This is a genomic window from Streptomyces aurantiogriseus (assembly GCF_014649375.1).
Lineage (GTDB): Bacteria > Actinomycetota > Actinomycetes > Streptomycetales > Streptomycetaceae > Streptomyces > Streptomyces aurantiogriseus.
Genome location: NZ_BMSX01000009.1, coordinates 102,169 through 126,164, shown reverse-complemented (window position 1 = coordinate 126,164; position 23,996 = coordinate 102,169). Strand labels below are relative to the sequence as shown.

Here is a 23,996-nt window from a genome sequence, read left to right as displayed (position 1 = left end):
CCCGCCACCGGTCCTGAGCGGTCCTCAGAACCGGTACTGCTCGTTGTACCCGTTCTCCTGGCCCTGTCCCTGCTGCCCGTCGCCCGGGTAGGGGTACTGCTGCTCGGGCGGGAGTTCGCCGCCGAGGGGATCGTCGGTGGTGCGCTGCTGCGGGACCCAGACGCCGCCGGACGGGGTCTCCCCGTAGCCACCGGTGCCGCCGTACTGGTCCTGCCCGTAGCTCTGTTGCCCGTACTGCTGCTGGCCGTAGTCGGCGTCGTAGGAGCCCCCGCCGTAGGTCTGGGTGCCGATGTACGGGTCGGAGTAGGCGGCGTACTGCTGCTCGCCGGAGGCGTCGTAGCCGTACTGCTGCTGGCCGTACCCGGTGTACCCGTCGTAGCCGTAGCTCTGGTCCGCGCCCTGGGCGGCCGTCGCGTACTGGTCCTGGGGCTGGCCGGCGGCCGCGTAGGCGGAGTCGCTGTATATGCCGTAGGAGCCGGTGTCGTCGGGAATGGGCTGCGGCTCGTAGACGGCGGTGGTCTCGGCGGCCGTGGAGGCGTGGGTACGCGCGGCGGGCGTGAAGACGTCGTCGCGGTCGTAGTCGTCGTCGTAGGAGCTCTTGTCCTGGCCGTACGCCAGGCTGTCGCCGCCGCCGAACGGCGTGCCGGCGTCCTGGCTGTACGAGTCGGTGCCGCCGTCGGTCGCCTCCAGGTCCGAGACCTCGAGGGTCGGGTCCTGGCGCTCGGCCGTGCCGCGGCGGCGCTTGGTGCCGTCGGCGCCGGGGCGGCTGACGGCCCAGCCCGCCGCGAAGCCGCGGCGGAACGACAGCGTGACGTAGGTCTGGCCGACCGCGAAGGCGGCCGCGCCCAGACCGATGACGATGACGGACGGGATCAGCACACCCAGCACGACGCCGAGGAAGCCGACGAACGCCAGCAGTCGCCAGCGCAGCCGTGCCTTGTACTGCAGCAGCACTTCGCCGAGCAGCCACAGCGCGACGATGCCGAACGCGATGTAGAGGACCGTCCAGCCCATGTACGCCCCTCTCCCAGTGGCCGCTACGCAGTGTGTCGTATGTGGGTGCGACCGGTCTAGGCCTGCGGCGGGTGGTGCAGGCCCAGGTTCTCGTAGATTTCCAGCGTCGCCGTGGAGTTGTTGAGCGTGATGAAGTGCAGTCCGGGCACTCCCTCGGCCAGCAGCCGTGCGCAGAACTCCGTGGCGAAGTCGATGCCAATGGAGCGTACAGCGGCCGGATCGTCTTTGGCTGTGAGGATCCGCTCTTTCAGCTCGGCCGGGAAGTGGGCGTTGCTGAGCTTGGGCAGTCGCTCCAGCATCTTCACGCTCGTCACCGGCAGGACCTCGGGGATGACCGGGGTCGCGCAGCCGGCCGCCGCCACCCGGTCACGCAGGCGCAGATAGGACTCGGGCTGGAAGAACATCTGCGTGATGGCGTAGTCGGCGCCGGCCCGGCACTTGTCGACGAAGTGCGTGACGTCCGTGTCCCAGTCGTCGGAGCGCGGGTGCATCTCGGGGAAGGCGGCGACGCCCACGCAGAAGTCGCCCGACTCCTTGATGAGCCGGACGAGTTCGGCGGCGTAGGTCAGGCCCTGCGGGTGCGGCACCCACTCACCCATGGGGTCGCCGGGCGGGTCGCCGCGCACCGCGAGCATGTTGCGGATCCCGGCGTCGGCGTACTGGCCGATGATGTTGCGCAGCTCGGCGATGGAGTGGTCCACGGCCGTGAGGTGGGCGACCGGGGTGAGGGTGGTGTCGGCGACGATCTGCTGCGTCTCCTTGACCGTGGTCGCCCGGGTGGAACCGCCGGCGCCGTACGTCACGGAGACGAAGTCCGGGGTCGCCGCCTCGACCCTGCGGAGGGCGTTCCACAGGCTCCGCTCACCCTTGGGGGTCTTCGGCGCGTAGAACTCGAACGAGTACGTCGTCTTGCCGGTGGCCAGGATGTCGCGCACCGTGCGGGCGCGGTCGGTCCTGGTGGATGCGGTTCCGAGGGCCATACCCGCAGGTTAACCAGGGGGCGGCGGTCACCCAACCGGATCTCGGATATTTGCCCGAATTGTCGACTTGTTGTCCATCCCTTGGACAGCCCGGCCAACCGGGCCGACCGGGTCTACGCCTGGCTCAGACGCTTGGTGAACTCCGCCGCCGCGGCCCCCGGGTCGTCCGCCTCGGTGATCGCCCGGACGACCACGACCCGGCGGGCGCCCGCCTCCAGCACCTGGTCCAGGTTGGCCAGGTCGATGCCGCCGATGGCGAACCAGGGGCGGTCGGTGCCGAGGGACGCGGTGTGACGGACCAGGCCGAGGCCGGGGGCGGGGCGGCCGGGCTTGGTGGGGGTGGGCCAGCACGGGCCGGTGCAGAAGTAGTCCACGCCCTCCTGGACGGCCGCGGCGGCCGCCTCCGCTTCCGCGTGTGTGGAGCGGCCTATGAGCACGTCGTCGCCGAGAAGGGCGCGGGCCGCGGAGACGGGCAGGTCGCCCTGGCCCAGATGGAGGACGTCGGAGCCGGCGGCATGGGCCACGTCCGCGCGGTCGTTGACCGCCAGCAGCTTGCCGTGCCGGGCACAGGCGTCGGCGAACACCTTCAGGTGCTCCAGCTCCTCGGCCGCCTCCATGCCCTTGTCCCGCAGTTGGACGATGTCGACACCGCCCGCGAGGACCGCGTCCAGGAACTCCGCGAGGTCACCCTGGCGCTTACGGGCGTCCGTGCACAGGTAGAGGCGCGCGTCGGCGAGCCGGGCGCGGGCGGTGTCGGACATGCGTGGGTCCCCCCGGGGCGGTGGTGCACGGCCGCAGCGAGCCACGGGGCGCGCCACGGTCGTACATCAGGCGGTTGTGAATCTGCGGATCGGGCTCTGCCGATCGGACTCCGCGGTCAGACGGCGAGCGCCTGGGCGCGGCGCTTCACCTCGGTGCCGCGATTCTCGCTCAGGGCCTGCGCCGGGGTCCCGGGCAGGGACGGATCGGGGGTGAAGAGCCACTCCAGCGCCTCTTCGTCGGTGAAGCCGTCGTCCCGCAGCAGCGTCAGGGTCCCGGACAGGCCCTTGACGACCTTGTCCCCGTCGATGAAGGCGGCGGGCACGTGCAGCGCGCGGTTCTCGCCACGACGTACGGCGATGAGCTGGCCCTCCTTGACCAGCTGCCGGACGCGTGTCACCTCGACGCCGAGCATTTCGGCAATGTCGGGCAGGGTGAGCCAGGCGGGGACGAGAGCATCGATCTTTGCGTCAATCTCGGTCACGGGAACAAGCCTGCCATCTGCCACTGACAGTCGGAAGTCGGGCCGGTCCGACGTGCCCGTCCGGCCAGGTGTTCGAGGCGGGTCGTCGCCGCTCGCCGGCCCTCCGGTCAGGCCGTCGCCGCCTTCAGCGGTCTCGCCGGGTCCTCCAGCAGCCGCGGGTTCATCGGCGTGCCCGCCTCGATCAGCCGGCGTCCCTGGGCGAGGTCGCGGGGGCGGCCCACCGCGAGGAGGGCGACCAGGCGGTCCTCGCGCAGCCAGCAGACCGTCCAGGCCGGTCCGGCCGGGTCACCGCGCCAGAGAGTGGTGTCGGCGCCCGTGTGGTGGCCGGCGTACTGGACGAAGCGGCCGAACTGCTCGGACCAGAAGTACGGCACCGGGTCGTAGACCGCCGGGGGCTCGCCGGTGACCCCGCCGAGGATGTTCGCGGCGACCGTGCGCGGGCCCTGGAGGGCGTTGTCCCAGTGGTGGACGAGGAGCCGCTCGCCGTACCTTCCCGAAGGGAAGGAGGCGCAGTCGCCGACCGCGTACACGTCCGGCACGGAGGTGCGCAGGTGGACGTCGGCCACGACCTCGCCGTGCATGCCGAGCTCGATGCCGGAGCCGGCCAGCCAGGCCGTGGCGGGGCGGGCGCCGATGCCGACGACGACGGCGTCGGCGGGCAGCCGTGAGCCGTCGTCGAGGACGACCGCGCCGGGCTCGACGCGCTCCACGCGCGCGCGGGTGCGCAGTTCGGTGCCGCTGTCGGCGTACCAGGCGGTCATCGGGGCGGCGACCTCGGCGGGCAGGGCACCGGCCAGCGGCCGGTCGGCGGCCTCGACGACGGTGACCGCGCAGCCCGCCTCGCGGGCGGCCGTGGCGAACTCGGCACCGATCCAGCCGGCGCCGACGACCACGATGTCGTGCTGCCGGGCGAGTACGGGCCGCAGTCGTTCGGCGTCGTCCAGGGTGCGCAGCAGATGGACGCCGGGCACGCCCTCGGCGCCGGGCAGCCGGATCGGTTCGGCGCCGGTGGCCAGGACGAGGACGTCGTACGGGACGGGGCCGGTCTCGGTGTCCAGTTCGTGGTCGGCGGGGCGCACGCCGAGGGCCTCGCTGCCCAGGCGGAGTTCGATGTCGAGGCTCTCGAAGTCGACGTCGAAGGCGGAACCCTCGGCCGTGCCGAGCAGGACGGCCTTGGACAGCGGCGGCCGGTCGTAGGGCTGGTGGGGTTCGGCGCCGATCAGGGTCACCGTGCCGTCGAAGCCCTGTTCGCGCAGGGCGACCGCGGTCTGCACACCGGCCATGCCCGCGCCGACGACGACCACGCGCCGCGCCGGTGACCTGCCTTCTTCCTGCGTCTGCTCGCTCACCTGATCACCATAGACAACTGACAATCTGTCAGTCAGTCGTCGTGCTCCGTGACCTGCTCCACAACGCTCGTCCCGCTGCCCGCCTGCGACTCCCACTCCCACGTCTCGTCGAGGCGCACGCGTCCGTCGGGCAGCTCCACGACCGTCGAGACGCAGTGCCCGGAGGACGTCGTCCCGTCGTGCTTGAGCTGGACGTACCGGAAGTCGAGCCGGTCTCCTTCCCGGGTGCCCACCAGATGCCCGTGTACGACATCGCCGCCCGCGTAATCGGCCCAGATCACACCGTCCCGCTCGTGGTACGTGAAGCGGGTGCGGGTGCCGACCTGGCCGGGGGCCTGGTCGGCAACGGGGGCGAGGACGAGACCGTCGAGCGAAGGCGGCACGGACGGAGGCTCCCTTACTGAGACATACGGCGTCGGGCTAGGGTGGCCAACGTAGAGCACTCGCGGGAGCCCGGACGCACCGGGCTGAGAGGGAGGCTGGCGGCCTCCGACCGTACGAACCTGATCCGGGTCATGCCGGCGAAGGGAGGGGCTGGACGCCCATGTCCTCACGTACGTCAGACGTCCTTGTCGTAGGGGGCGGCATCATCGGGCTCGTCACGGCGTGGCGGGCCGCGCAGCGCGGCTTCGCCACGGCGGTGGTGGACCCCGAACCGGGCGGCGGGGCCGCGCAGGTGGCGGCCGGGATGCTGGCCGCCGTCACGGAGCTGCACCACGGCGAGCAGACGCTGCTCGGTCTGAACCTCGCGTCGGCCCGCCGCTACCCGGACTTCGCGGCCGAGCTGACCGACCTCACCGGCCACGATCTCGGCTACCGCCGTTCCGGCACGCTCGCGGTCGCGCTGGACGCCGACGACCGCGCGCATCTGCGGGAACTGCACGCCCTGCAGCGGCAGTCGGGGCTGGAGTCGGAGTGGCTGTCCGGGCGGGAGTGCCGGCGGCTGGAGCCGATGCTCGCGCCGGGGGTGCGCGGCGGGCTGCGGGTGGACGGCGACCACCAGATCGATCCCCGACGGCTGGCCGGCGCGCTGGTGGCCGCGTGCGAGCGGGCGGGCGTGGTCTTCCACCGGACGTGGGCCGAGCGGCTGTCCGTGGTGGCCGGTCGCGCGGCGGGGGTCCTCACGCGCGCGGGTGCGGCGTTGGGCGCGGGGCAGGTGGTGCTCGCGGCCGGCAGCCTCAGCGGGCGGCTCGCGGGGGTGCCGGACGAGGTGCTGCCGCCGGTGCGGCCGGTGAAGGGGCAGGTGCTGCGGCTGACCGTGCCGAAGCGGTACGCGCCGTTCCTGAGCCGGACGGTGCGGGCCGTGGTGCGCGGCAGCCATGTGTACCTGGTGCCGCGGGAGAACGGCGAGCTGGTCGTCGGCGCGACCAGTGAGGAGCTGGGCTGGGACACGACGGTGACGGCCGGGGGCGTGTACGAGTTGCTGCGGGACGCGCACGAGCTGGTCCCCGGGATCACCGAGCTGCCGCTGACGGAGACGCGTGCGGGGCTGCGTCCCGGGTCGCCCGACAACGCGCCGCTGCTCGGGCCGACCGTGCTGGACGGGCTGCTGCTGGCGACCGGGCACTACCGCAACGGCGTGCTGCTCACGCCGGTGACGGGTGACGCGATGGCGCATGTCCTGGCCACCGGTGAACTCCCCGACGTGGCCCTTCCCTTCACGCCCCGGCGCTTCGGCGCCGCCGCACTCTCGGAGCAGCCCGCATGAACATCTCCGTCAACGGGGAATCCCGGGAGGTCGCTCCCGGCACGGTCCTCGACGCCGTCGTACGGTCCCTGAGCGCGGCGCCCTCCGGGGTGGCCGCCGCGCTCAACGAAACCGTCGTCCCGCGCGCGCAGTGGTCCGCGACCGCCCTCTCCGAGGGGGACCGCGTGGAAGTCCTCACGGCCGTCCAGGGAGGCTGAGCCATGGCCGACGATCCCTTCGTTCTCGGCGGTACGACCTTCTCGTCCCGGCTGATCATGGGTACGGGCGGCGCTCCCAGCCTGGAGGTGCTGGAGCGGGCGCTGGTCGCGTCCGGGACCGAGCTGACGACCGTCGCGATGCGGCGGGTGGACCCCTCGGTGCACGGTTCTGTGCTGTCGGTGCTGGAGCGGCTCGGGATCCGGGTGCTGCCGAACACGGCGGGGTGCTTCACGGCCGGGGAGGCCGTGCTGACGGCTCGGCTGGCACGGGAGGCTCTGGGGACCGATCTGATCAAGCTGGAGGTCATCGCCGACGAGCGGACGCTGCTGCCGGACCCGATCGAGCTGCTCGACGCGGCCGAGACGCTGGTCGACGACGGGTTCACGGTGTTGCCGTACACGAACGACGATCCTGTGCTGGCGCGGAAGCTGGAGGATGTGGGCTGCGCCGCGGTGATGCCGTTGGGGTCGCCGATCGGGTCCGGGTTGGGTATCCGCAACCCGCACAACTTCCAGCTGATCGTCGAGCACGCGCGTGTGCCGGTGATTCTGGACGCGGGGGCCGGTACGGCGTCGGATGTGGCGTTGGCGATGGAGTTGGGGTGTGCGGGGGTGATGCTGGCGTCGGCGGTGACGCGGGCGGCGGATCCGGAGCGGATGGCGTCGGCCATGCGGGCCGGCGTCGAGGCGGGACGGCTGGCCCGGCTGGCAGGCCGGATCCCTCGCCGTTTCTTCGCCGAGGCGTCGTCTCCTGCGGAGGGCTTGGCCGTGCTGGATCCGGAGCGCCCTGCGTTCTGAACGTCGGTCCACCCCCGTTCGCTCTCCCACCCACGCACCACCCGTTTCCGGTCGGACAAGAGGTGGACGTCGCCCGTGGGGGCGCAGCACCGTCGGCGGCCGCCGCGCCGTGCGCGGCAGTAACCAGTGCACCTGCGCTGCGGTGAGGCCGACCGCGCCCTCGGCGGCTGCCGGCGCCCCGCGCCAACGTCCGGCTGGCCCCCCGCCCGCCCCTGTCCCTTGTCCCCTGTCCCCTGTCCCCTGTCCCACGCCCAGCATCCGCCTCGCCCCGCCCTCCCCCCTGCCCCCCCTCCAGCGTCCACCTCGCCCCGCCCTCCCCCTGCCCCGCGCGCCCCGCATCCGCTCATCCCCGCCCTCTCCGTCCCACCTCCGTGTCCCACGTCACAGCTCCGCTGCAGTCGTGCTTCGATGGTGGTCGGGGAGGTGGGGGTGTCCGTGGGGGCTCGTACACTCGCGTGCGTGGACACGACCCTTCAGGACCCTCTGGTCGGGCAGGTGCTCGACGGGCGTTATCGCGTGGACGCGCGGATCGCGGTCGGCGGGATGGCCACGGTCTACCGGGCCGTGGACACCCGCCTCGACCGGGTCCTCGCGCTCAAGGTGATGCACCCGACGCTCGCGACCGACGCCTCGTTCGTCGAGCGCTTCATCCGCGAGGCGAAGTCCGTCGCCCGGCTGGCGCACCCGAACGTCGTACAGGTGTTCGACCAAGGGACTGATGGGTCGTACGTCTACCTCGCCATGGAGTACATCGCCGGGTGCACCCTGCGGGACGTGCTGCGTGAGCGCGGGGCGCTGCAGCCGCGGGCCGCGTTCGACATCCTGGAGCCGGTGCTGGCCGCGCTCGGTGCCGCGCACCGCGCCGGGTTCGTGCACCGGGACATGAAACCCGAGAACGTGCTGATAGGGGATGACGGGCGGGTCAAGGTCGCCGACTTCGGGCTCGTGCGGTCCGTGGACACCGTCACCAGCACCACCGGGGCCGTCCTCGGGACCGTCTCCTACCTCGCGCCGGAGCAGATAGAGCAGGGCACCGCGGACGCGCGCGTGGACGTGTACGCGTGCGGGGTCGTGCTCTACGAGATGCTCACCGGTGACAAGCCGCACGACGGGGACTCCCCCGCCATCGTGCTCTACAAGCACCTCCACGAGGACGTCCCGCCACCTTCGGCCGCCGTGCCCGGTCTGGCGTACGAGCTGGACGAGCTGGTCGCCTCGGCCACCGCCCGCACCCCGGGGGTGCGGCCGCACGACGCGGTGGCGCTGCTCGCGCAGGTGCGTGCGGCGCGTGGCGCGCTCGACGAGGAGCAACTCGACGCACTGCCGCCGCAGGCCCGTTCCGCGGCGCACGACAACGCCGAGGACCGGACGAGTGTGATCCCGCGCTCGCTGACCGTGCCCCGGCCGCTGCCCGTCAACGAGGACGAGGAACCGCTGGGCGAGGCGGCGACGAACCGGACGTCCCGGTTCGAGGCGGAGCCTCCGCTGCCGCCCCGGCGCCGCTCCGGGCCGCCCCGGCGCGGATTGCTCGCGATCGTCACCGCCGTTCTGCTGGTGCTCGGCCTCGGCGCGGGCGTCTGGTACATCAACTCCGGGCAGTTCACCAAGGTCCCGGCGGTGCTGACGCAGACGCAGGCGCGGGCCGAGCAGCGGCTGGAGGCGGCCGGGCTCGAGGTCGGCGCGATCAGGCACGAGTACAGCGACACCGTCGAGCGCGGCACGGTCATCAGCACCGATCCGGAGCCCGGCGCCCGCATCCGCAAGAACGACGCCGTGGCGCTCGTCGTCTCCGACGGCCCCGAGACCGTGAAGGTGCCGTATCTGAAGGGCTCCCGGCTGGCCAAGGCCAAGGCGCAGCTGAAGGAGGACGGTCTGGAGCCGGGGCTGGTCACGGAGGCGTTCAGCGAGGACATCGCCAAGGGCGCGGTGATCAGCAGCAGCCCCGAGGCCGGCACGGAGCGGCGGGCGGGCTCGGTGGTCTCCCTCGTCGTCAGCAAGGGGCGCCCCGTCGACGTACCGGACGTCACCGGCGAGGACCTCGCCGACGCCCGGGCCGAGCTGCAGGGGGCCGGTCTGAAGGTGAGGGTCTCCGCCGAGGGGGTCAACTCCGAGTTCGACAAGGGCCAGGTCGCCCTCCAGTCGCCGGGGCCGGACCAGCGGGCCGCCGAGGGCGACACGGTGACGCTGACCCTGTCCAAGGGCCCGGAGATGGTCGAGGTCCCGGACGTGGTCGGCGACAGCGTGGGTGACGCCAAGACCGCGCTGGAGGGGGCCGGCTTCAAGGTCAAGGAGGACCGCGGGCTGCTCGGTCTGTTCGGCGACACCGTGAAGAGCCAGTCCGTGGCGGGCGGCGAGACGGCGCCCAAGGGGTCGACGATCACGATCACCATCCGGTGACCGGGCGGTCCTCGGGGCATGACACCCTGAACGGGTGACAGGTCAGCAGTCCGGCGTTCCCAGCCCCGCCTCCCCCTTCCCCTCCCGCAACCCCGTCGGCGGTCATGTCCCCGTGGCCGGCGGTCTGCACTCCGTCGGGCTGACGTACGCCCATGACCTCAAGGCCGAGACGGTCCAGGTCTTCGTCGCCAACCCGCGCGGCTGGGCCACCCCGGCCGGGAACCCCCGGCAGGACGAGGCGTTCCGGGAGGCGTGCGCGGCGGAGTCGATCCCGGCGTACGTGCACGCGCCGTACCTGATCAACTTCGGCTCGCACACCGAGGCCACGGTCGAGAAGTCGGTGGAGTCGCTGCGGCACTCGCTGCGCCGCGGACGGGAGATCGGCGCGCTGGGCGTGGTGGTGCACACCGGGAGCGCGACGGGTGGGCGGGAGCGGTCCGTGGCGCTGCAGCAGGTCCGGGAGCACCTGCTGCCGCTGCTGGACGAGCTGACCCACGACGACGATCCGTATCTGCTTCTGGAGTCCACCGCCGGGCAGGGCGCCTCGCTCTGCTCCCGGACCTGGGACTTCGGGCCCTACTTCGAGGCTCTGGACGCCCATCCGAAGCTCGGCGTCTGCCTGGACACCTGCCACATCTTCGCGGCGGGCCACGACCTGACCGGGCCGTCGGGCATGCACCAGACCCTCGACCTGCTGGTGGACACGGTCGGCGAGGGCCGTCTGAAACTGATCCACGCCAACGACTCCAAGGACGTCGTCGGCGCCCACAAGGACCGCCATGAGAACATCGGCGCCGGCCACATAGGCGAGGACCCGTTCCGCGCCCTGATGACGCACCCCGCCACCGCGGGTGTCCCTCTGATCATCGAGACCCCCGGCGGCAAGGAGGGCCACGCGGCGGACGTGGAACGGCTGAAGAAACTCCGGGACGGCTGAAGAAACTCTGGTACGGCTGAGGAAGCTCCGGTACGGCTGAGGAAGCTCCGGGACGGCAGACGCAGCCGGTCCTCAGAGCTCAGGCCCCTCCCCCGGCTCCTCCTGGTAGGAGTAGCGCTGTTCCTTCCACGGGTCGCCGATGTTGTGATAGCCGCGTTCCTCCCAGAAGCCTCGGCGGTCGGCGGTCATGTACTCGACGCCGCGGACCCACTTCGGGCCCTTCCAGGCGTAGAGGTGGGGGACGACCAGGCGGAGGGGGAAACCGTGCTCGGCGGTGAGGAGTTCGCCGTCCTTGTGGGTGGCGAAGAGGGTGCGGTCGGAGGCGAAGTCCGACAGGCGCAGGTTGGAGCTGAAGCCGTACTCCGCCCACACCATCACATGGGTGACATCGTCGGCGGGCGGAGCGGTCTCCAGGATGGTGCGGGCGGGGATGCCGCCCCACTCGGCGCCGAGCATGCTGAACTTCGTCACGCAGTGCAGATCGGCCACGACGGTGGTGTACGGAAGGGCCGTGAACTCCTCGTGGGTCCAGCAGTGCTTCTCGCCGTCGGCGGTGGCACCGAAGACCCTGAACTCCCAGCGCTCTGGACGGAACTTGGGGACGGGGCCGTAGTGTGTGACGGGCCAGCCCCGCTGCAGTCGCTGCCCCGGCGGAAGCTCGGACGCTGCTGCTTCTCCTGATTCTCGCTCCACCGGATGACCCATGACTCCATCCTGACAGACCCGGGGCGGTGCAGATGACCAGGCATGTCCGGAATCGGACAACTACTACTAAGCATGCACTAACTTACTAAGTACGCACTTACTGGACGATCTTGCCCACCGGTGAAATCATGCGGCGGCAACCTCCCCGAACCCCCACGTGGAAGGAGCCTCTGCGATGCAGGGCGACCCCGAGGTCATCGAGTTCCTCAACGAGCAGCTCACCGCCGAGCTCACCGCGATCAACCAGTACTTCCTCCACGCCAAGATGCAGGAGAACTTCGGCTGGACGAAGCTCGCGAAGTACACGCGGCACGAGTCGTTCGACGAAATGAAGCACGCGGAGGTGCTCACCGACCGGATCCTGTTCCTCGAGGGCCTGCCGAACTACCAGCGGCTGTTCCATGTGCGGGTGGGACAGACGGTCAGGGAGATGTTCGAGGCCGACCGGCAGATCGAAGTCGAGGCGATCGACCGCCTCAGGCGCGGGATCAAGGTGATGCGCGAGAAGGGCGACATCACGTCCGCGAACATCTTCGAGTCGATCCTCGAGGACGAGGAGCACCACATCGACTACCTCGACACCCAGCTGGAGCTGCTGGAGAAGCTCGGTGAGGCGCTGTACCTCGCGCAGCTGATCGAACAGCCGGAGAGCTGAGCTAGGCCGCTTCCTCGAGCTCGTCGAGCCCGGCGAGAACCGGCTTGCCCTGGTCGGCCAGTTCCCGGCGGGGGCACGCGCCCCTGCCCAGGATCGCCTGGATCCGACGGACGCAGGAGCCGCAGTCCGTGCCGGCCTTGCAGGCCGACGCTATCTGGCGAGGGGTGCAGGCACCGTCCTCCGCGTGCTTCTTGACCTGCTGCTCGGTGATGCCGAAGCAACTGCAGACGTACACGCGGTACACCTCCCGCCGGGATCGATAAGTAGTGCCGTCCCGATGATCGGTGAGGCTAACCTAACCTTACCCGGCCCCTGAGGGCCGCAAAAGTGCTGTGGGGCGCGGATCGTATGTGATCCGCGCCCCAGTGCACGCTCCTGTAACAGGCGAACCCCTACTGGTCCCTGTACATCTCCGCCACGAGGAACGCCAGGTCGAGTGACTGGCTGCGGTTCAGCCGCGGGTCGCAGGCCGTCTCGTAGCGCTGGTGCAGGTCGTCGACGAAGATCTCGTCGCCGCCGCCCACGCACTCGGTGACGTCGTCACCGGTCAGCTCGACATGGATGCCGCCCGGGTGGGTGCCGAGGGCCTTGTGGACCTCGAAGAAGCCCTTGACCTCGTCGAGCACGTCGTCGAAGCGGCGGGTCTTGTGGCCGGAGGCCGCCTCGAAGGTGTTGCCGTGCATCGGGTCGGTCACCCAGGCCACGGTCGCGCCCGAGGCGGAGACCTTCTCGACCAGCTCGGGCAGCTTGTCGCGGACCTTGTCGGCGCCCATGCGGACGATGAAGGTCAGCCGGCCGGGCTCACGGTCGGGGTCGAGGCGCTCGATGTACTGCAGCGCCTCCTCGGCCGTCGTCGTCGGGCCGAGCTTGATGCCGATCGGGTTGCGGATCTTCGAGGCGAACTCGATGTGCGCGTGGTCCAGCTGCCGGGTGCGCTCACCGATCCACACCATGTGCGCGGAGACGTCGTACAGCCGGCCGGTGCGCGAGTCGACGCGGGTGAGCGCCGACTCGTAGTCGAGCAGCAGCGCCTCGTGCGAGGAGTAGAACTCGACCGTCTTGAACTCCTCCGGGTCGGCCCCGCAGGCGTGCATGAAGTTCAGCGCGTTGTCGATCTCGCGGGCGAGCTGCTCGTAGCGCTGGCCGGAGGGGGACGACTTCACGAAGTCCTGGTTCCAGGCGTGGACCTGGCGCAAGTCGGCGTAGCCGCCGGTGGTGAAGGCGCGGACCAGGTTCAGCGTGGAGGCGGACGCGTGGTACATCCGCTTCAGCCGCTCCGGGTCCGGGACGCGGGCCTCTTCGGTGAAGTCGAAGCCGTTGACGGAGTCGCCCCGGTAGGTCGGGAGCGTCACACCGTCTCGGGTCTCGGTCGGCTTGGAGCGCGGCTTGGAGTACTGGCCGGCGATGCGGCCGACCTTCACCACGGGCACGGACGCGGCGTACGTCAGCACGGCGCCCATCTGGAGCAGCGTCTTCAGCTTGTTGCGGATGTGATCGGCGGACACCGCGTCGAAGGCCTCGGCGCAGTCGCCGCCCTGGAGGAGGAACGCCTCGCCCTTGGCGACGGCCGCCATCCGGGCGCGCAGCTGGTCGCACTCGCCCGCGAAGACGAGCGGCGGATACGACTCGAGGTCCGCGATCACTGCGCGCAGAGCCTCGGCGTCGGGGTACTCGGGCTGCTGCGCCGCGGGCAGGTTTCGCCAGGTGTTGCCAGCGCTCGGGCTGGTCTTAGCGTTCACGGTCACGCCCCCAACATTACGGGGTCGCGTCGAGTGATTTTCCCGCGGCTCGACAGGTGAGACGGGCTCACGCTCACCTGTGACGGCGTGCGGCATGGGGTAGGGTGCGTCGCATGTTCGCGCTTTTGAACCAGAACTGGTGGTGGACCGCTCATCCGGCGGCCCACTGACTGCGCGTACGCAAGACTTCGCGAAGGCCGCCCGAGGGGCGGCCTTCGGTGTTTCCGGGGTCGTTCCTCTCCGTCGAGAAGATCGAGAAGGATCACGGACCCATGAATCTGCTGGACCTGCTGCACGACCCACGCCCCTTCGCCCTGCTCCGTCGCCGCACCCCCGGCCACGACGAGCACACGGTCGAACTGCTCCTCGGCCCGGTCGCCGACTGCGACCGCCTCGCCGACCTCCCCGACGAGGGCCTCGCGCTCGTCCCGTTCCGCCAGATCCGCGAGCGCGGCTTCGACGTCCGCGACGACGGCACCCCGCTGACCGTGCTGACCCCCGAGGAGCGGTACGAGATCCCGCTCGCCGAGGCCCTGGAGCAGCTCCCCGCGCACGAGGTGCGGGTCGAGGGCGGCGGCTTCGACATCGGCGACGAGGAGTACGCGGAGATCGTCGGCCGGGTGCTGCGGGACGAGATCGGGCGGGGCGAGGGCGCCAACTTCGTCATCCGGCGGACGTACGAGGGGGAGATCGCCGGTTTCTCCCGGGCGGACGCGCTCGCGCTGTTCCGGCGGCTGCTGGAGGGCGAGCGGGGGGCGTACTGGACGTTCGTGGTGCACACCGGGGAGAGGACTCTGGTCGGCGCGAGCCCCGAGGTGCATGTGCGGATGTCCGGCGGGACCGTCGTGATGAACCCGATCAGCGGGACGTACCGCTATCCGGCGGAGGGGCCGACCCCGGAGCATCTGCTGGACTTCCTCGCCGACGGCAAGGAGATCGAGGAGCTGTCGATGGTGGTCGACGAGGAGCTCAAGATGATGTGCACCGTCGGCGACATGGGCGGGGTGGTGATCGGGCCGCGGCTGAAGGAGATGGCCCATCTCGCGCACACCGAGTACGAGCTGCGCGGGAAGTCCTCGCTGGACGTGCGGGAGGTGCTGAAGGAAACCATGTTCGCGGCGACCGTCACGGGCTCGCCGGTGCAGAACGCCTGCCGGGTCATCGAGCGGTACGAGCCCCTCGGGCGGGACGGTGTCGGGCGCGGCTACTACGCCGGTGCGCTGGCGCTCCTCGGCAGGGACTCGGGCGGGGCGCAGACCCTCGACTCCCCCATCCTGATCAGGACCGCCGACATCGACGCGGCCGGGCGGCTGCGGGTGCCGGTCGGGGCCACGCTGGTGCGCGGTTCAGATCCGGCGGGCGAGGTCGCGGAGACGCACGCGAAGGCGGCGGGCGTGCTGGCCGCGCTGGGTGTACGGCCCGGGCGGCCGCGGGAGGACGGCACGCGGCCCCGGCTCGCCGACGATCCGCGGGTGCGGGCGGCGCTGGACGGGCGGCGGGCCTCGCTGGCGCCGTTCTGGCTGCGGATGCAGGAGCGGTCGCAGGAGCTGAGCGGGCACGCCCTCGTGGTCGACGGCGAGGACACCTTCACGGCGATGCTCGCGCACGTGCTGCGGTCGGCCGGGCTGGAGGTCTCGGTCCGGCGGTACGACGAGCCGGGGCTGCGGGAGGCGGTGCTCACGCACGAGGGTCCGGTGGTGCTGGGCCCCGGCCCCGGTGACCCGTCCGACATGACCGACCCGAAGATGCGGTTCCTGCGGGACCTGACCGCGCGGGTGCTCCGGGAGCACCGGCACGGCGTACTGGGCGTCTGCCTCGGGCACGAGCTGATCGCGGCGGAGCTGGGGCTGGACATCGTACGGAAGGAGGTGCCGTACCAGGGGGCGCAGACGGTGATCGACCTGTTCGGGAGGCCGGAGACCGTCGGGTTCTACAACAGCTTCGTGGCGCGGTGCGACGACGACGCCCGGCAGGAGCTGACCGCGCACGGGGTCGAGGTGAGCCGTGCGGAGAACGGTGAGGTGCATGCGCTGCGGGGGCCGGGGTTCGCGGGGGTGCAGTTCCATCCGGAGTCGGTGCTGACGCTGAACGGGGCCGCCGTGGTGCGGGAGCTGGTGGGGCAGCTGCGGGATGCCGGCACGTTCTCCGAGCGGCGGCCCGCGCTGTAGGCGCGGACGTTTCTCCGTGGCGTCGGCCGGGGCCTTCGGTCCTAGAGGCCCCGGCGCAGGCGCTCCGTCAGTGCCCTGCCCTGCTGTGGTGCCGGGCGGGGCTCCGCCAGGCGGGTCAGGAGACGGTCCAGGTGGAGGTCCACGGCGGACTCGACCAGCTCCGCGTAGGCCTCGGCGGCGAGGGAGGCCCTGCGGCGGGCCACCGCCGCGGCGGTGAGGGCGATCGCCGCGGCCGGCCACCACCATGCGGCGAGCGGGAGATAGAGGAGCGCCCAGCCGCCCAGCGCGAACGCGGCGTCGAGGCGGGTGCGGGCCTCGGTGAGGATGTCACGGGTGGGGGCCGGCAGCAGCAGCCAGAGGCGGGGCCAGACCGTGGCGAGGTCGATGCCGTACTCCTGGCCGAGGCGCACGGCGGGGGCGCGGAGGCGGTCGCCGAGCCAGGTGGGCCGCTCGGGCGGGATGAGCGAGACGGCGTTGCGGCGGGCGGCGTGGGCGATGGCGGCGGCCTGTCCACCGGCCGCCGCGCAGGCCTCGTCGTACGCCGTGTCGGCCTCCTGCCAGGCGGTGGCCCGGCGGGCGGTCAGCCGGGCGGCCAGGGCGGCGAAGGGGCGCGGCCAGTCGCCGCACAGGGCGCGTTCGACGGGCGCCGCGAGCGCCTGGGCGAGCAGGCCGAGCCCGGCCGAGACGGGGACGGCGACGACGACGAGCAGGACGGCACGGACGGCGAGCGCGTTCTGGCGGTCCGGCTTGCCCTCGGTGAGCGCGCCGAAGCCGTCCCACAGCGCGCGCCAGTCGGCCCAGTCGCTGTGGCCGAGGCGGACGGCGGCCGCCGCGACCAGCAGGTAGGCCAGGCCCGGCAGGACCAGCAGCGTGAACCAGCGTTCGGCCAGTCTGCGGCCGAGCTCGGCGAGGAAGCCCGTCATCGCGCGGTCCTCAGCCGTCCGCCACGAAGCTCAGGACGCGTTCGTGAACCAGGCACTCCGGCGGCCCCTGCCCGGGCCGGCGCCGCTCGACGCGCGGGCAGGCGCCGACCGGGCAGACGTAGCTGCCACGCACGGGCGGACCGGGCGTCCCCACGGGCGTGGGGGCACGGGCCAGCAGCGGGGCGGTGAGCGCGACGTCGAGCGAGGCGAGCACCTCGCCGATGGCCGCGCCCTCACGCAACCGCCGTACCGCCTGTTCGAGTGCCGCCCGCCGGGGCCCGCTCAGCAGCCGCAGGGTGGCCAACTCCCGGCAGAACTCGGCATGGAGATCGTCGTCGGCTGTGTCCACGGCGACGATCGTAGAGCCGATCACCCCGCTCACGCCCCGGAATGCATGTGCGCGGCCCAGCTCAGCGGGCGGTCCGGGTGGCGGGCGCGCAGGCGGCCCACCGCCTGGTGGAGGGCGAGGGCGGCCGGCGGGGCGCCCGTGCCCGTGTCCTTCAGGAGCCCGTACACCCCCTGTGCGATCTCGGCCGACGACTCGTCGTCCACCCGCCACAGCGTGCCGATCACCTGGGAGAACCCGGCGAGTTGGAGCGTTCCGGCCAGATGCAGTGCCTCGTCGGGCAGACGGGTGCCGCCCACGGCGGTCTCGCACGCCGAGAGGTAGGCGAACTGGGCGCCGGGCAGGTGGAGCCGGGAGATGTCCAGTACGGACAGCTCCCCGTCGGGGAGCAACAGCCGTCCCCGGGAGGGCTGTTCGGGGTCCTGGACGCCGTGGCAGGCGAAGTGTGCCCAGGAGTGTGCGGCGAGTGCCGTGCGGACGGTGTCGGCCCGTGCCGCGTCGCCGGTGAGCAGGGTGCCGCCGACCGCCGCGTGGGCCAGGTCCGCCTCGCGCAGGGCGCCGGGGAGCGGTGCCTGGCCGTCGAGTTCGGGGACGGCGACGATCAAGGGGTGCGCTCCGGCCGCCGTGCCGCTGCGGGCCCGGAGCAGGGCGGCGACGCTCGGCGTGTAGGAGGACACCACCCGGTCCGGTACCTCGCCCGCCGCGTGCAGCGGCAGGAAGGACAGCGCTCCGGAGGGGCACCACCACAGGCGGGGCGGGTCCTCGCCGGGCGTGGGAGGGCCGGTGATGCCGAGGGCGTCGAGGACCGGCCCGGCCACCGTGCGCCAGAGCCAGTCGAGGATGTCCAGGGTGGCCTGTTCGGCGAAGGCGCGGGCCAGGCCGGAGCGGGCGGCGGCGGCAGCGGCCCGCACCAGCGTCTCGCCGCGCTCCCTGGCCTCGGCCTCGGAGAAGCCCGGCAGCGGCAGGGCCTTGATGTCGGGGCCGTCGAGCAGCAGGGCGTACCCACCGCTGCGCGGTCCGCCGGTGACCATGACGACCGGTCCGTGCTCCCCGGCCCGCAGCAACTGCTCCGCGCGGGGCGGGCGCAGGAAGTCCTGGAAGCCGTCGTGGGCGCGGATCTCGTCCAGGGTCTCCTGCCACTCGCGGGCGAGCCGGTGGCGGCGGTCCGCCTCCTCGCCCGCCATGCCGTCGACGGCGACCCGGTCCAGGTCCTGGCGCAGCGCGTCGAGCCGGGCCGCCAACTCCGGTTGTTCGGCGGACAGTTCGTCGGTCTCGGTGCGTAGTTCGAGGGCCTGGGCGGCGAGCACTCCGCGCCCCGCCTCCAGCAGTTCCAGCGCTTCGGCGGGCCGTCCGGCGGCCAGCGCGATCAGCCCGGCGAACGCGCCGGCCCGCGCCATGTCGCCGAGCATCTCCTCCTGCTCGGACCGGTCGACTCCGCGCCAGGCGAGCAGCGGCAGCGTCTCCATCGCGGTGCGGGCCGCGGCCAGGGACCGCTCCATGTCGCCGGACGCCCCCGCCAGGGTGGCGATCTCCAGAGCGGCGCCGGTACGGACGCGCGCGGACTGCCCCGGGTCGGCGGCGAGTTCGGCGTTGACGGCGAACACCTCGTCGCGTACGGCGTCGTGGTCGCCGTCGGCGAGCGCGGTCGTGGTGAGCATCCGGGAGAGCACGGTGAGGGCGTGGCCGCGGCGCGGCTCGCCGGGCGGCAGCATGCGTACGGACGTACGCGCCGCCTCCAGCGCCCGCTTCAGGTCGGCACGCCCGCCGCCGTGACCGTGGCGGGCCCACAGGGCGTGCGCCAGGTTGCCGTACAGGACGGGCGCGGCGCCCCGCGGGTCCTCGGGCACGTCCCGCAGGGCGGCTTCGTAGTGCCGTACGGCGGTGTCGGCGGCCTCGGGGCCGGCGCCGGGCAGCCGGGTGCGGGCGAGCAGGATGCCGCCGAGGGCGACCAGCAGGTGGCTGCGCCAGTGGTGGCCGGGCGCGGTGGTGGCCAGGGCGTGCTCCACGAGCCGCTGTCCCCGGTCGAGTTCGGCGGGGTCTCCGGTCCGCTGGGCGTGCTCGACGATCAGGGCGACCAGGTTGCCCAGGATGACGGGGTGTTCGGAGACGAAGTCGGGGGTCTCCTTCTCCAGCCACTCCGCCGCGTCGACCGCCTCGCGCAGGGAGGCGAGGTGCCGGGTCCGGGCGTGCCGCTCGACCAGCGCCATGACGAGGGCGCCCGGCAGTTGCGGGGGCACGTCGGCACCCGGCGGCAGTACGGCGGAACCCTCGCGGCAGCAGGCGACCGCCTCGTCGAGCAGGGCCAGGTCGGGGGTGGCCCGGTAGCGGTGCACGAGCACCTCGGCGAGCCGGGCCAGCGCGCGGGCCCGGTGCTCGGCGGTGCCGGCGCGGGCCAGGGAGCGGCGGGCGGCGGCCTCGGCGGGGCCGTACTCCGGCGGGCGGGCCCGTTCGCCGGTGGCGCGCAGCAGGTCGGCGAGGGTGCCGAGGACCTGGCTGTCGTCGGCGTGGGCGGCGCCGGGGGCGGTGAGCCGGGTCACCGTGGCCAGGGCCCGCTCCACCGCCTCCGGGTCGCCCGACTCGCGGTGCTCCTGCAGCACGGCGGTGCCGTAGGACATGATCGCCTCCTGGTCGGCCGGTGCGGCGGAGAGTCCCTCGGCCATCAGGTCCAGGGCGCGGTGCCGGTCCGCGGTGTCGCCGTGCATCTGATAGCGGTACTGGAGGTGCCGGCCGAGATCGGCGGCGTACCGCCCCGGCTCGAGGGCGTACAGCTCCTCGTACGCCGCGATGGCCTCGTCCAGGATCCCCGGGTCGCGGCGCCGGGCGAAGCGCTGGGCGAGCAGGCCCGCGTGCGGTCCCAGGTAGCCGTCCTGGACGCGGTGGTACTGCGGATGGCGCCGTATCGCGCGTTCCAGGTCCAGGGCCTCGTCGAGCAGTTCGACGTCCTTGGTGTCCTGGGCGGTGGCGGCGAGGAGGGCGCTCACCGTCAGCGCCGCCCGGGCCTGCCAGGCGAAGCTCTCCGGGTCCAGCGGGGCGAGCGCGGACCGGGCCAGCTCGACGGCGTTCTCCAGGAGGGAGGGGTCGCGCAGCCGGAGGGAGCGGCTGGTCAGCAGCTGGGCGAGGCGGGCGGCGCGATCGGGGCGTTCCGGCCCGGTGGCCAGGTCGAGCGCGGCGCGGGCGTGGGTGAGCGCGACGTCCTCGTCGGCCGGGTCGCCGCCCGCCTTGAAGCGCTGGCCCGCGAGCAGAGCGAGGAGGTCGTGGACCTTACCGCGCGCCGTGTCGCTGGGCGCCGGGCCGTGCAGACAGCGGCTGCCGCAGAGCAGGGCGGCGTCCAGGCACCAGCGGCGCAGCCAGGGCGGTGTGCGGTCCGAGCCGGACCGGCCGGCGAAGCCGCCGAAGGCCCGGCCGGCGACGGCGGCCGCCTGGGCGTCGACGTCCGCCGACGGGGCGACGAGCGGGAGCAGGGCCGGTGACACGGCCGTCGGAAACGCGCGGTGCAGCACGGCGCCGACGAGGAGGGCGACCGCGAGCTCCGGCGCGTCGTCTCCCCCGCCGGCGGCCGCCTTGGACGCCGCCCTGGACAGTGCGGCGAGCGAGCGCGTCCGCGCGGGCTCCGGGGCCGGCGGGGCTGTGCCGTCGCGTACGGCGGGCCAGACGGCGGCGAGTGTCTCCGCGTTGGCCTCCAGCAGCGCCCGCAGGCCCAGCGCCTTCCACCATCCGGCCACAATTCCCCCGTTTCTCCGACGGTTTGATGGTCCGTCAGCCGAAGAACACTCCGACCTCCGCGTACAGTGTGGGGTCCACCGTCTTCAGCCGGGCCGTCGCCTCCGCGAGCGGGACGCGGACGATGTCCGTGCCGCGCAGGGCGACCATCGTGCCGAAGTCGCCCTCGTGGACGGCGTCGATGGCGTGCAGTCCGAAGCGGGTGGCGAGCCAGCGGTCGAAGGCGCTGGGGGTGCCGCCGCGCTGGACGTGTCCGAGGACCGTCGTGCGGGCCTCCTTTCCGGTGCGTTTCTCGATCTCCCGGGCCAGCCACTCCCCCACACCGGAGAGGCGGACGTGCCCGTACGGGTCCAGCGACTCGTCCTTGAGCACCATGTCGCCGTCCTTGGGCATCGCGCCCTCGGCGACGACCACGATCGGCGCGTACGACGCCCGGAAGCGGGAGGTCACCCAGGCGCACACCTGCTCGATGTCGAAGCGCTGTTCGGGGATGAGGATGACGTTGGCGCCGCCGGCCAGGCCGGAGTGGAGGGCGATCCAGCCGGCGTGCCGGCCCATCACCTCGACGACCAGGACGCGCATATGGGACTCGGCGGTGGTGTGCAGGCGGTCGATGGCCTCCGTGGCGATGCCGACCGCCGTGTTGAAACCGAAGGTGTAGTCGGTGGCGGACAGGTCGTTGTCGATGGTCTTCGGCACACCGACGCAGGGCACGCCGTACTCGTCGGACAGGCGTGCGGCGACGCCGAGGGTGTCCTCGCCGCCGATGGTGATGAGGGCCTCGACCTCCTGCCTGGCGAGGGTCTCCTTGATCCGGCGGATGCCGTTCTCCACCTTGAGGGGGTTGGTCCGCGAGGAGCCGAGGACGGTGCCGCCGCGGGGCAGGATGCCCCGGACGGCGGGGATGCCGAGGCGGACCGACCTTCCTTCGAGGGGTCCTCGCCAGCCGTCCCGGTAGCCGACGAAGTCATGGCCGTACTCCTGGACGCCCTTGCGGACGACGGCCCGGATGACGGCGTTGAGGCCGGGGCAGTCGCCGCCTCCGGTCAGTACTCCGACGCGCATGGACGTGTCCCTTCGCCGCGGTTGCCTGACGAAGGTCACGGTAATGGTGATCCAGGTCACACAGATATGCCCCGGGAGGTGCAATTCCCGTGAAATGCGGGGGCCTTAGTCGTCGTCGAGGCCGCGCTCTATGGCGTACCGGACGAGTTCGACCCGGTTGTGCAGCTGGAGCTTGCCGAGGGTGTTCTGGACGTGGTTCTGGACCGTGCGGTGGGAGATGACGAGGCGTTCGGCGATCTGCTTGTAGCTCAGGCCCTTGGCGACCAGGCGCAGCACCTCGGTCTCGCGGTCGGTCAGCCGGGGCGCGTCCGGCTCGTCGGTGCCGGCCGCGGGCGCGGGCTCGGAGGCGAGGCGACGGTACTCGCCGAGGACCAGGCCGGCGAGGCCGGGGGTGAACACCGGGTCGCCGACAGCCGTGCGGCGGACCGCGTCCAACAGCTCTTCCGTCGACGCCGACTTCAGCAGATAGCCGGTCGCGCCGGACTTCACCGCCTCCAGCACGTCGGCGTGCTCGCCGCTCGCGGAGAGGACGAGGACGCGCAGCGCCGGGTTCGCGGCGACGACCTCCTTGCAGACCTGGACGCCCGGCTTGGCGGGCAGGTTCAGGTCCAGGACGAGGACGTCGGGCGTGGTGGCCCTGGCGCGGCGCACCGCCTGCTCGCCGTCGCCGGCGGTGGCCACGACGTCGAAGCCGGACTCGGCGAGGTCCCGGGCGACGGCGTCGCGCCACATGGGGTGGTCGTCGACCACCATGACCTTGATCAGGCCGCGCGCCCCCGCCTGCCTACCCTGTTCTTCGCTCATCGTGTGCCTGCCTTCCCCCGTGCGTCCTTCGTTTCCTTCTTCGGCACGGTCAGTTCGACCTCCGTGCCCTGCCCCGGCGTCGAGATCAGCTCCGCGCTGCCGCCGAGGTCGCGCAGCCGGCCCCGGATCGACAGCGCGACCCCGAGCCGCCCCTCGCCCTCGGCCTGGGCGAGCCGCCCCTCCGGGATGCCGGGCCCGTCGTCCCGTACGGAGACGATCACCGCGTCGGGCTCGTCCTCGACCAGGATCCACGCGCGCGCGTGCTCTCCCGCGTGCTTGCGTACGTTGTCCAGCGCGGCCCCGACGGCCGCGGCCAGCTCCCGTGCGGCGGGCGGCGGCAGCAGCACCGGGGCGCCCGGCTCGGCGAGGCTGACCCGTGCGGCGGCGAAGCGCGCGAGCAGCGAGCGCAGGTCCACCGGACCGTCGCCGGCCGCGTCGTCGTCGGGCTCCTCCACCGCGCGTACGACGGCCCCCTCGGCCTCGTCCTCCGACACCCGGGAGACGGGCACGAGGCCGCCGGAGACCAGCGTGCGCAGCGCCACCTCCTGCTCGCCGGCCATCCGGCCCAGCTCGGCCGCCTCGCCACCGATGACCGCGCCCCGCCGCTGCACCATGGCCAGCACCTGCAGCACGCTGTCGTGGATGTCCCGGGCGAGCCGCTCCCGCTCCCGGGTCGCGGCCTCGATCTCCAGGGCGCGGGCGAGGGTGCGCTCGGAGGCACGGGCGACCTCGACGACGTAGCCGATGGCGATGGAGGCGACCCAGACGAGGATCACGTTGTGGACGGTGTCGCGGGCGGGGGCGCCGCGCTCAAGGAGGTTGGCGACGGCGACGGGGGTGGAGGCGAACGCGGCCCAGCGCCAGCCGCCCTTGAGGGCGTACGCGAGGACCGAGCCGGCGGTCCATATCGACGGCAGGGTGGGGCCGCCGTCCAGGATGTGCTGGTCGTTGACGACGAGCGGGGTGAGGACGATGCCGATGAGCGCGATGGCGAGGTCGGCGGCGAGGAAGCGCTTGGTGCAGGCGGTCGCGTTCTGCACGCGGGGCAGGGTGGCGAGCGTCCAGACGCACAGGACGGCGTAGTAGGCGATGGCGACGCCGGGCCGGTCGTAGTCGTCGTAGGCGGAGACGAACAGGCCGACCGCGTAGAGCATGGTCAGCACCCGGTAGGCGGTCAGCGCACGCCACAGCGGCACCTCGACCGACATCCGCATGACCTTCTCGCGCTTGGCCATGTCCCCCCCCGTT

The 23,996-nt window shown here is 72.6% G+C and carries 23 protein-coding genes and 1 riboswitch; of the genes, 8 read left to right on the top strand and 15 right to left on the bottom strand.

Translation table 11 applies throughout. From position 1 onward, the window contains the following. Positions 1-24: 24 nt before the first annotated feature. The 6 genes from IE263_RS20305 to IE263_RS20280 form a co-directional block, all read right to left on the bottom strand. A complete protein-coding gene (locus IE263_RS20305) occupies positions 25-1,014 on the bottom strand; it encodes an SCO2102 family sporulation regulator (RefSeq protein WP_189938555.1) in 990 nt (329 codons plus the stop codon). Between the two features lie 56 nt (positions 1,015-1,070). Further along, positions 1,071-1,994 (bottom strand): methylenetetrahydrofolate reductase [NAD(P)H], encoded by a 924-nt coding sequence (gene metF, locus IE263_RS20300; protein WP_189938553.1) that lies wholly within the window; start codon positions 1,992-1,994, stop codon positions 1,071-1,073. 113 nt (positions 1,995-2,107) lie between these two features. Then, the gene (gene thiE, locus IE263_RS20295) at positions 2,108-2,755 is read right to left on the bottom strand and encodes a thiamine phosphate synthase (RefSeq protein ID WP_189938551.1); all 648 of its coding nucleotides are present in this window, start codon (positions 2,753-2,755) and stop codon (positions 2,108-2,110) included. A 116-nt stretch (positions 2,756-2,871) separates the two neighbouring features. Beyond that, positions 2,872-3,237 (bottom strand): Rv2175c family DNA-binding protein, encoded by a 366-nt coding sequence (locus IE263_RS20290; protein ID WP_189938549.1) that lies wholly within the window; start codon positions 3,235-3,237, stop codon positions 2,872-2,874. A gap of 107 nt (positions 3,238-3,344) precedes the next feature. Beyond that, positions 3,345-4,586 carry an NAD(P)/FAD-dependent oxidoreductase gene (locus IE263_RS20285; protein ID WP_189938547.1) on the bottom strand — a complete coding sequence of 414 codons (1,242 nt, stop codon included), beginning with the start codon at positions 4,584-4,586 and terminating at the stop codon, positions 3,345-3,347. A gap of 32 nt (positions 4,587-4,618) precedes the next feature. Further along, positions 4,619-4,969, bottom strand: a complete 351-nt coding sequence (locus IE263_RS20280; RefSeq protein WP_189938545.1) for an avidin-fold protein — start codon at positions 4,967-4,969, stop codon at positions 4,619-4,621. A 52-nt stretch (positions 4,970-5,021) separates the two neighbouring features. Continuing rightward, positions 5,022-5,133: riboswitch (TPP riboswitch) on the top strand. On the opposite strand from IE263_RS20280, the gene thiO reads away from it, so the two are divergent. The 5 genes from thiO (at position 5,131) to IE263_RS20255 (ending at position 10,623) form a co-directional block, all read left to right on the top strand. Then, a complete protein-coding gene (gene thiO, locus IE263_RS20275) occupies positions 5,131-6,294 on the top strand; it encodes a glycine oxidase ThiO (RefSeq protein ID WP_189938543.1) in 1,164 nt (387 codons plus the stop codon). Its footprint overlaps the riboswitch before it by 3 nt. Further along, a complete protein-coding gene (thiS, locus tag IE263_RS20270) occupies positions 6,291-6,491 on the top strand; it encodes a sulfur carrier protein ThiS (protein WP_189938541.1) in 201 nt (66 codons plus the stop codon). The genes thiO and thiS overlap by 4 nt, the downstream gene beginning before the upstream one ends. Positions 6,492-6,494: 3 nt before the next feature. After that, a complete protein-coding gene (locus IE263_RS20265) occupies positions 6,495-7,289 on the top strand; it encodes a thiazole synthase (RefSeq protein WP_189938539.1) in 795 nt (264 codons plus the stop codon). Positions 7,290-7,748: 459 nt separating this feature from the next. Next, positions 7,749-9,686 carry a Stk1 family PASTA domain-containing Ser/Thr kinase gene (pknB, locus tag IE263_RS20260; RefSeq protein ID WP_189938536.1) on the top strand — a complete coding sequence of 646 codons (1,938 nt, stop codon included), beginning with the start codon at positions 7,749-7,751 and terminating at the stop codon, positions 9,684-9,686. A 34-nt stretch (positions 9,687-9,720) separates the two neighbouring features. After that, a complete protein-coding gene (locus tag IE263_RS20255) occupies positions 9,721-10,623 on the top strand; it encodes a deoxyribonuclease IV (RefSeq protein ID WP_189938535.1) in 903 nt (300 codons plus the stop codon). 72 nt (positions 10,624-10,695) lie between these two features. Here IE263_RS20255 and IE263_RS20250 read toward each other — a convergent pair whose 3' ends face one another. After that, positions 10,696-11,328 (bottom strand): sulfite oxidase-like oxidoreductase, encoded by a 633-nt coding sequence (locus tag IE263_RS20250; protein WP_189938533.1) that lies wholly within the window; start codon positions 11,326-11,328, stop codon positions 10,696-10,698. Between the two features lie 175 nt (positions 11,329-11,503). On the opposite strand from IE263_RS20250, the gene bfr reads away from it, so the two are divergent. Further along, entirely contained in the window at positions 11,504-11,983 is a 480-nt protein-coding gene (gene bfr / locus IE263_RS20245; protein WP_189938531.1) for a bacterioferritin, read from the top strand. 1 nt (position 11,984) lies between these two features. On the opposite strand, the gene IE263_RS20240 is transcribed toward bfr, so the two are convergent. Continuing rightward, a complete protein-coding gene (locus IE263_RS20240; RefSeq protein ID WP_189938529.1) occupies positions 11,985-12,227 on the bottom strand; it encodes a (2Fe-2S)-binding protein in 243 nt (80 codons plus the stop codon). A gap of 148 nt (positions 12,228-12,375) precedes the next feature. Continuing rightward, entirely contained in the window at positions 12,376-13,728 is a 1,353-nt protein-coding gene (locus IE263_RS20235; RefSeq protein WP_189938527.1) for a class II 3-deoxy-7-phosphoheptulonate synthase, read from the bottom strand. A 107-nt stretch (positions 13,729-13,835) separates the two neighbouring features. Here IE263_RS20235 and IE263_RS50045 point away from each other — a divergent pair, with 107 nt between their 5' ends. Beyond that, complete coding sequence (locus IE263_RS50045) at positions 13,836-13,892, top strand: trp operon leader peptide (protein ID WP_189938970.1); 57 nt, start codon at positions 13,836-13,838, stop codon at positions 13,890-13,892. Positions 13,893-13,994: 102 nt separating this feature from the next. After that, complete coding sequence (locus IE263_RS20225; RefSeq protein WP_189938525.1) at positions 13,995-15,890, top strand: anthranilate synthase family protein; 1,896 nt, start codon at positions 13,995-13,997, stop codon at positions 15,888-15,890. A 41-nt stretch (positions 15,891-15,931) separates the two neighbouring features. Here the strand turns inward: IE263_RS20225 and IE263_RS20220 are convergent, their stop codons facing one another. The 6 genes from IE263_RS20220 to macS all read right to left on the bottom strand — a co-directional run bounded on the left by IE263_RS20220 (position 15,932) and on the right by macS (position 23,983). Beyond that, positions 15,932-16,813, bottom strand: coding sequence for a hypothetical protein (locus IE263_RS20220; protein ID WP_189938523.1), 882 nt, complete (start codon positions 16,811-16,813; stop codon positions 15,932-15,934). Positions 16,814-16,823: 10 nt separating this feature from the next. Next, a complete protein-coding gene (locus IE263_RS20215; protein ID WP_189938521.1) occupies positions 16,824-17,162 on the bottom strand; it encodes a hypothetical protein in 339 nt (112 codons plus the stop codon). Between the two features lie 29 nt (positions 17,163-17,191). Continuing rightward, positions 17,192-20,881, bottom strand: coding sequence for a CHAT domain-containing protein (locus tag IE263_RS49540; protein WP_189938520.1), 3,690 nt, complete (start codon positions 20,879-20,881; stop codon positions 17,192-17,194). Positions 20,882-20,915: 34 nt separating this feature from the next. Then, entirely contained in the window at positions 20,916-21,944 is a 1,029-nt protein-coding gene (locus IE263_RS20205) for a 6-phosphofructokinase (protein ID WP_189938518.1), read from the bottom strand. 105 nt (positions 21,945-22,049) lie between these two features. Further along, positions 22,050-22,748, bottom strand: coding sequence for a response regulator (locus IE263_RS20200; RefSeq protein ID WP_229911074.1), 699 nt, complete (start codon positions 22,746-22,748; stop codon positions 22,050-22,052). Beyond that, positions 22,745-23,983 (bottom strand): MacS family sensor histidine kinase, encoded by a 1,239-nt coding sequence (gene macS / locus IE263_RS20195; RefSeq protein WP_189938517.1) that lies wholly within the window; start codon positions 23,981-23,983, stop codon positions 22,745-22,747. Before macS ends, IE263_RS20200 begins: the two co-directional genes overlap by 4 nt. Between the last annotated feature and the right edge of the window lie 13 nt (positions 23,984-23,996).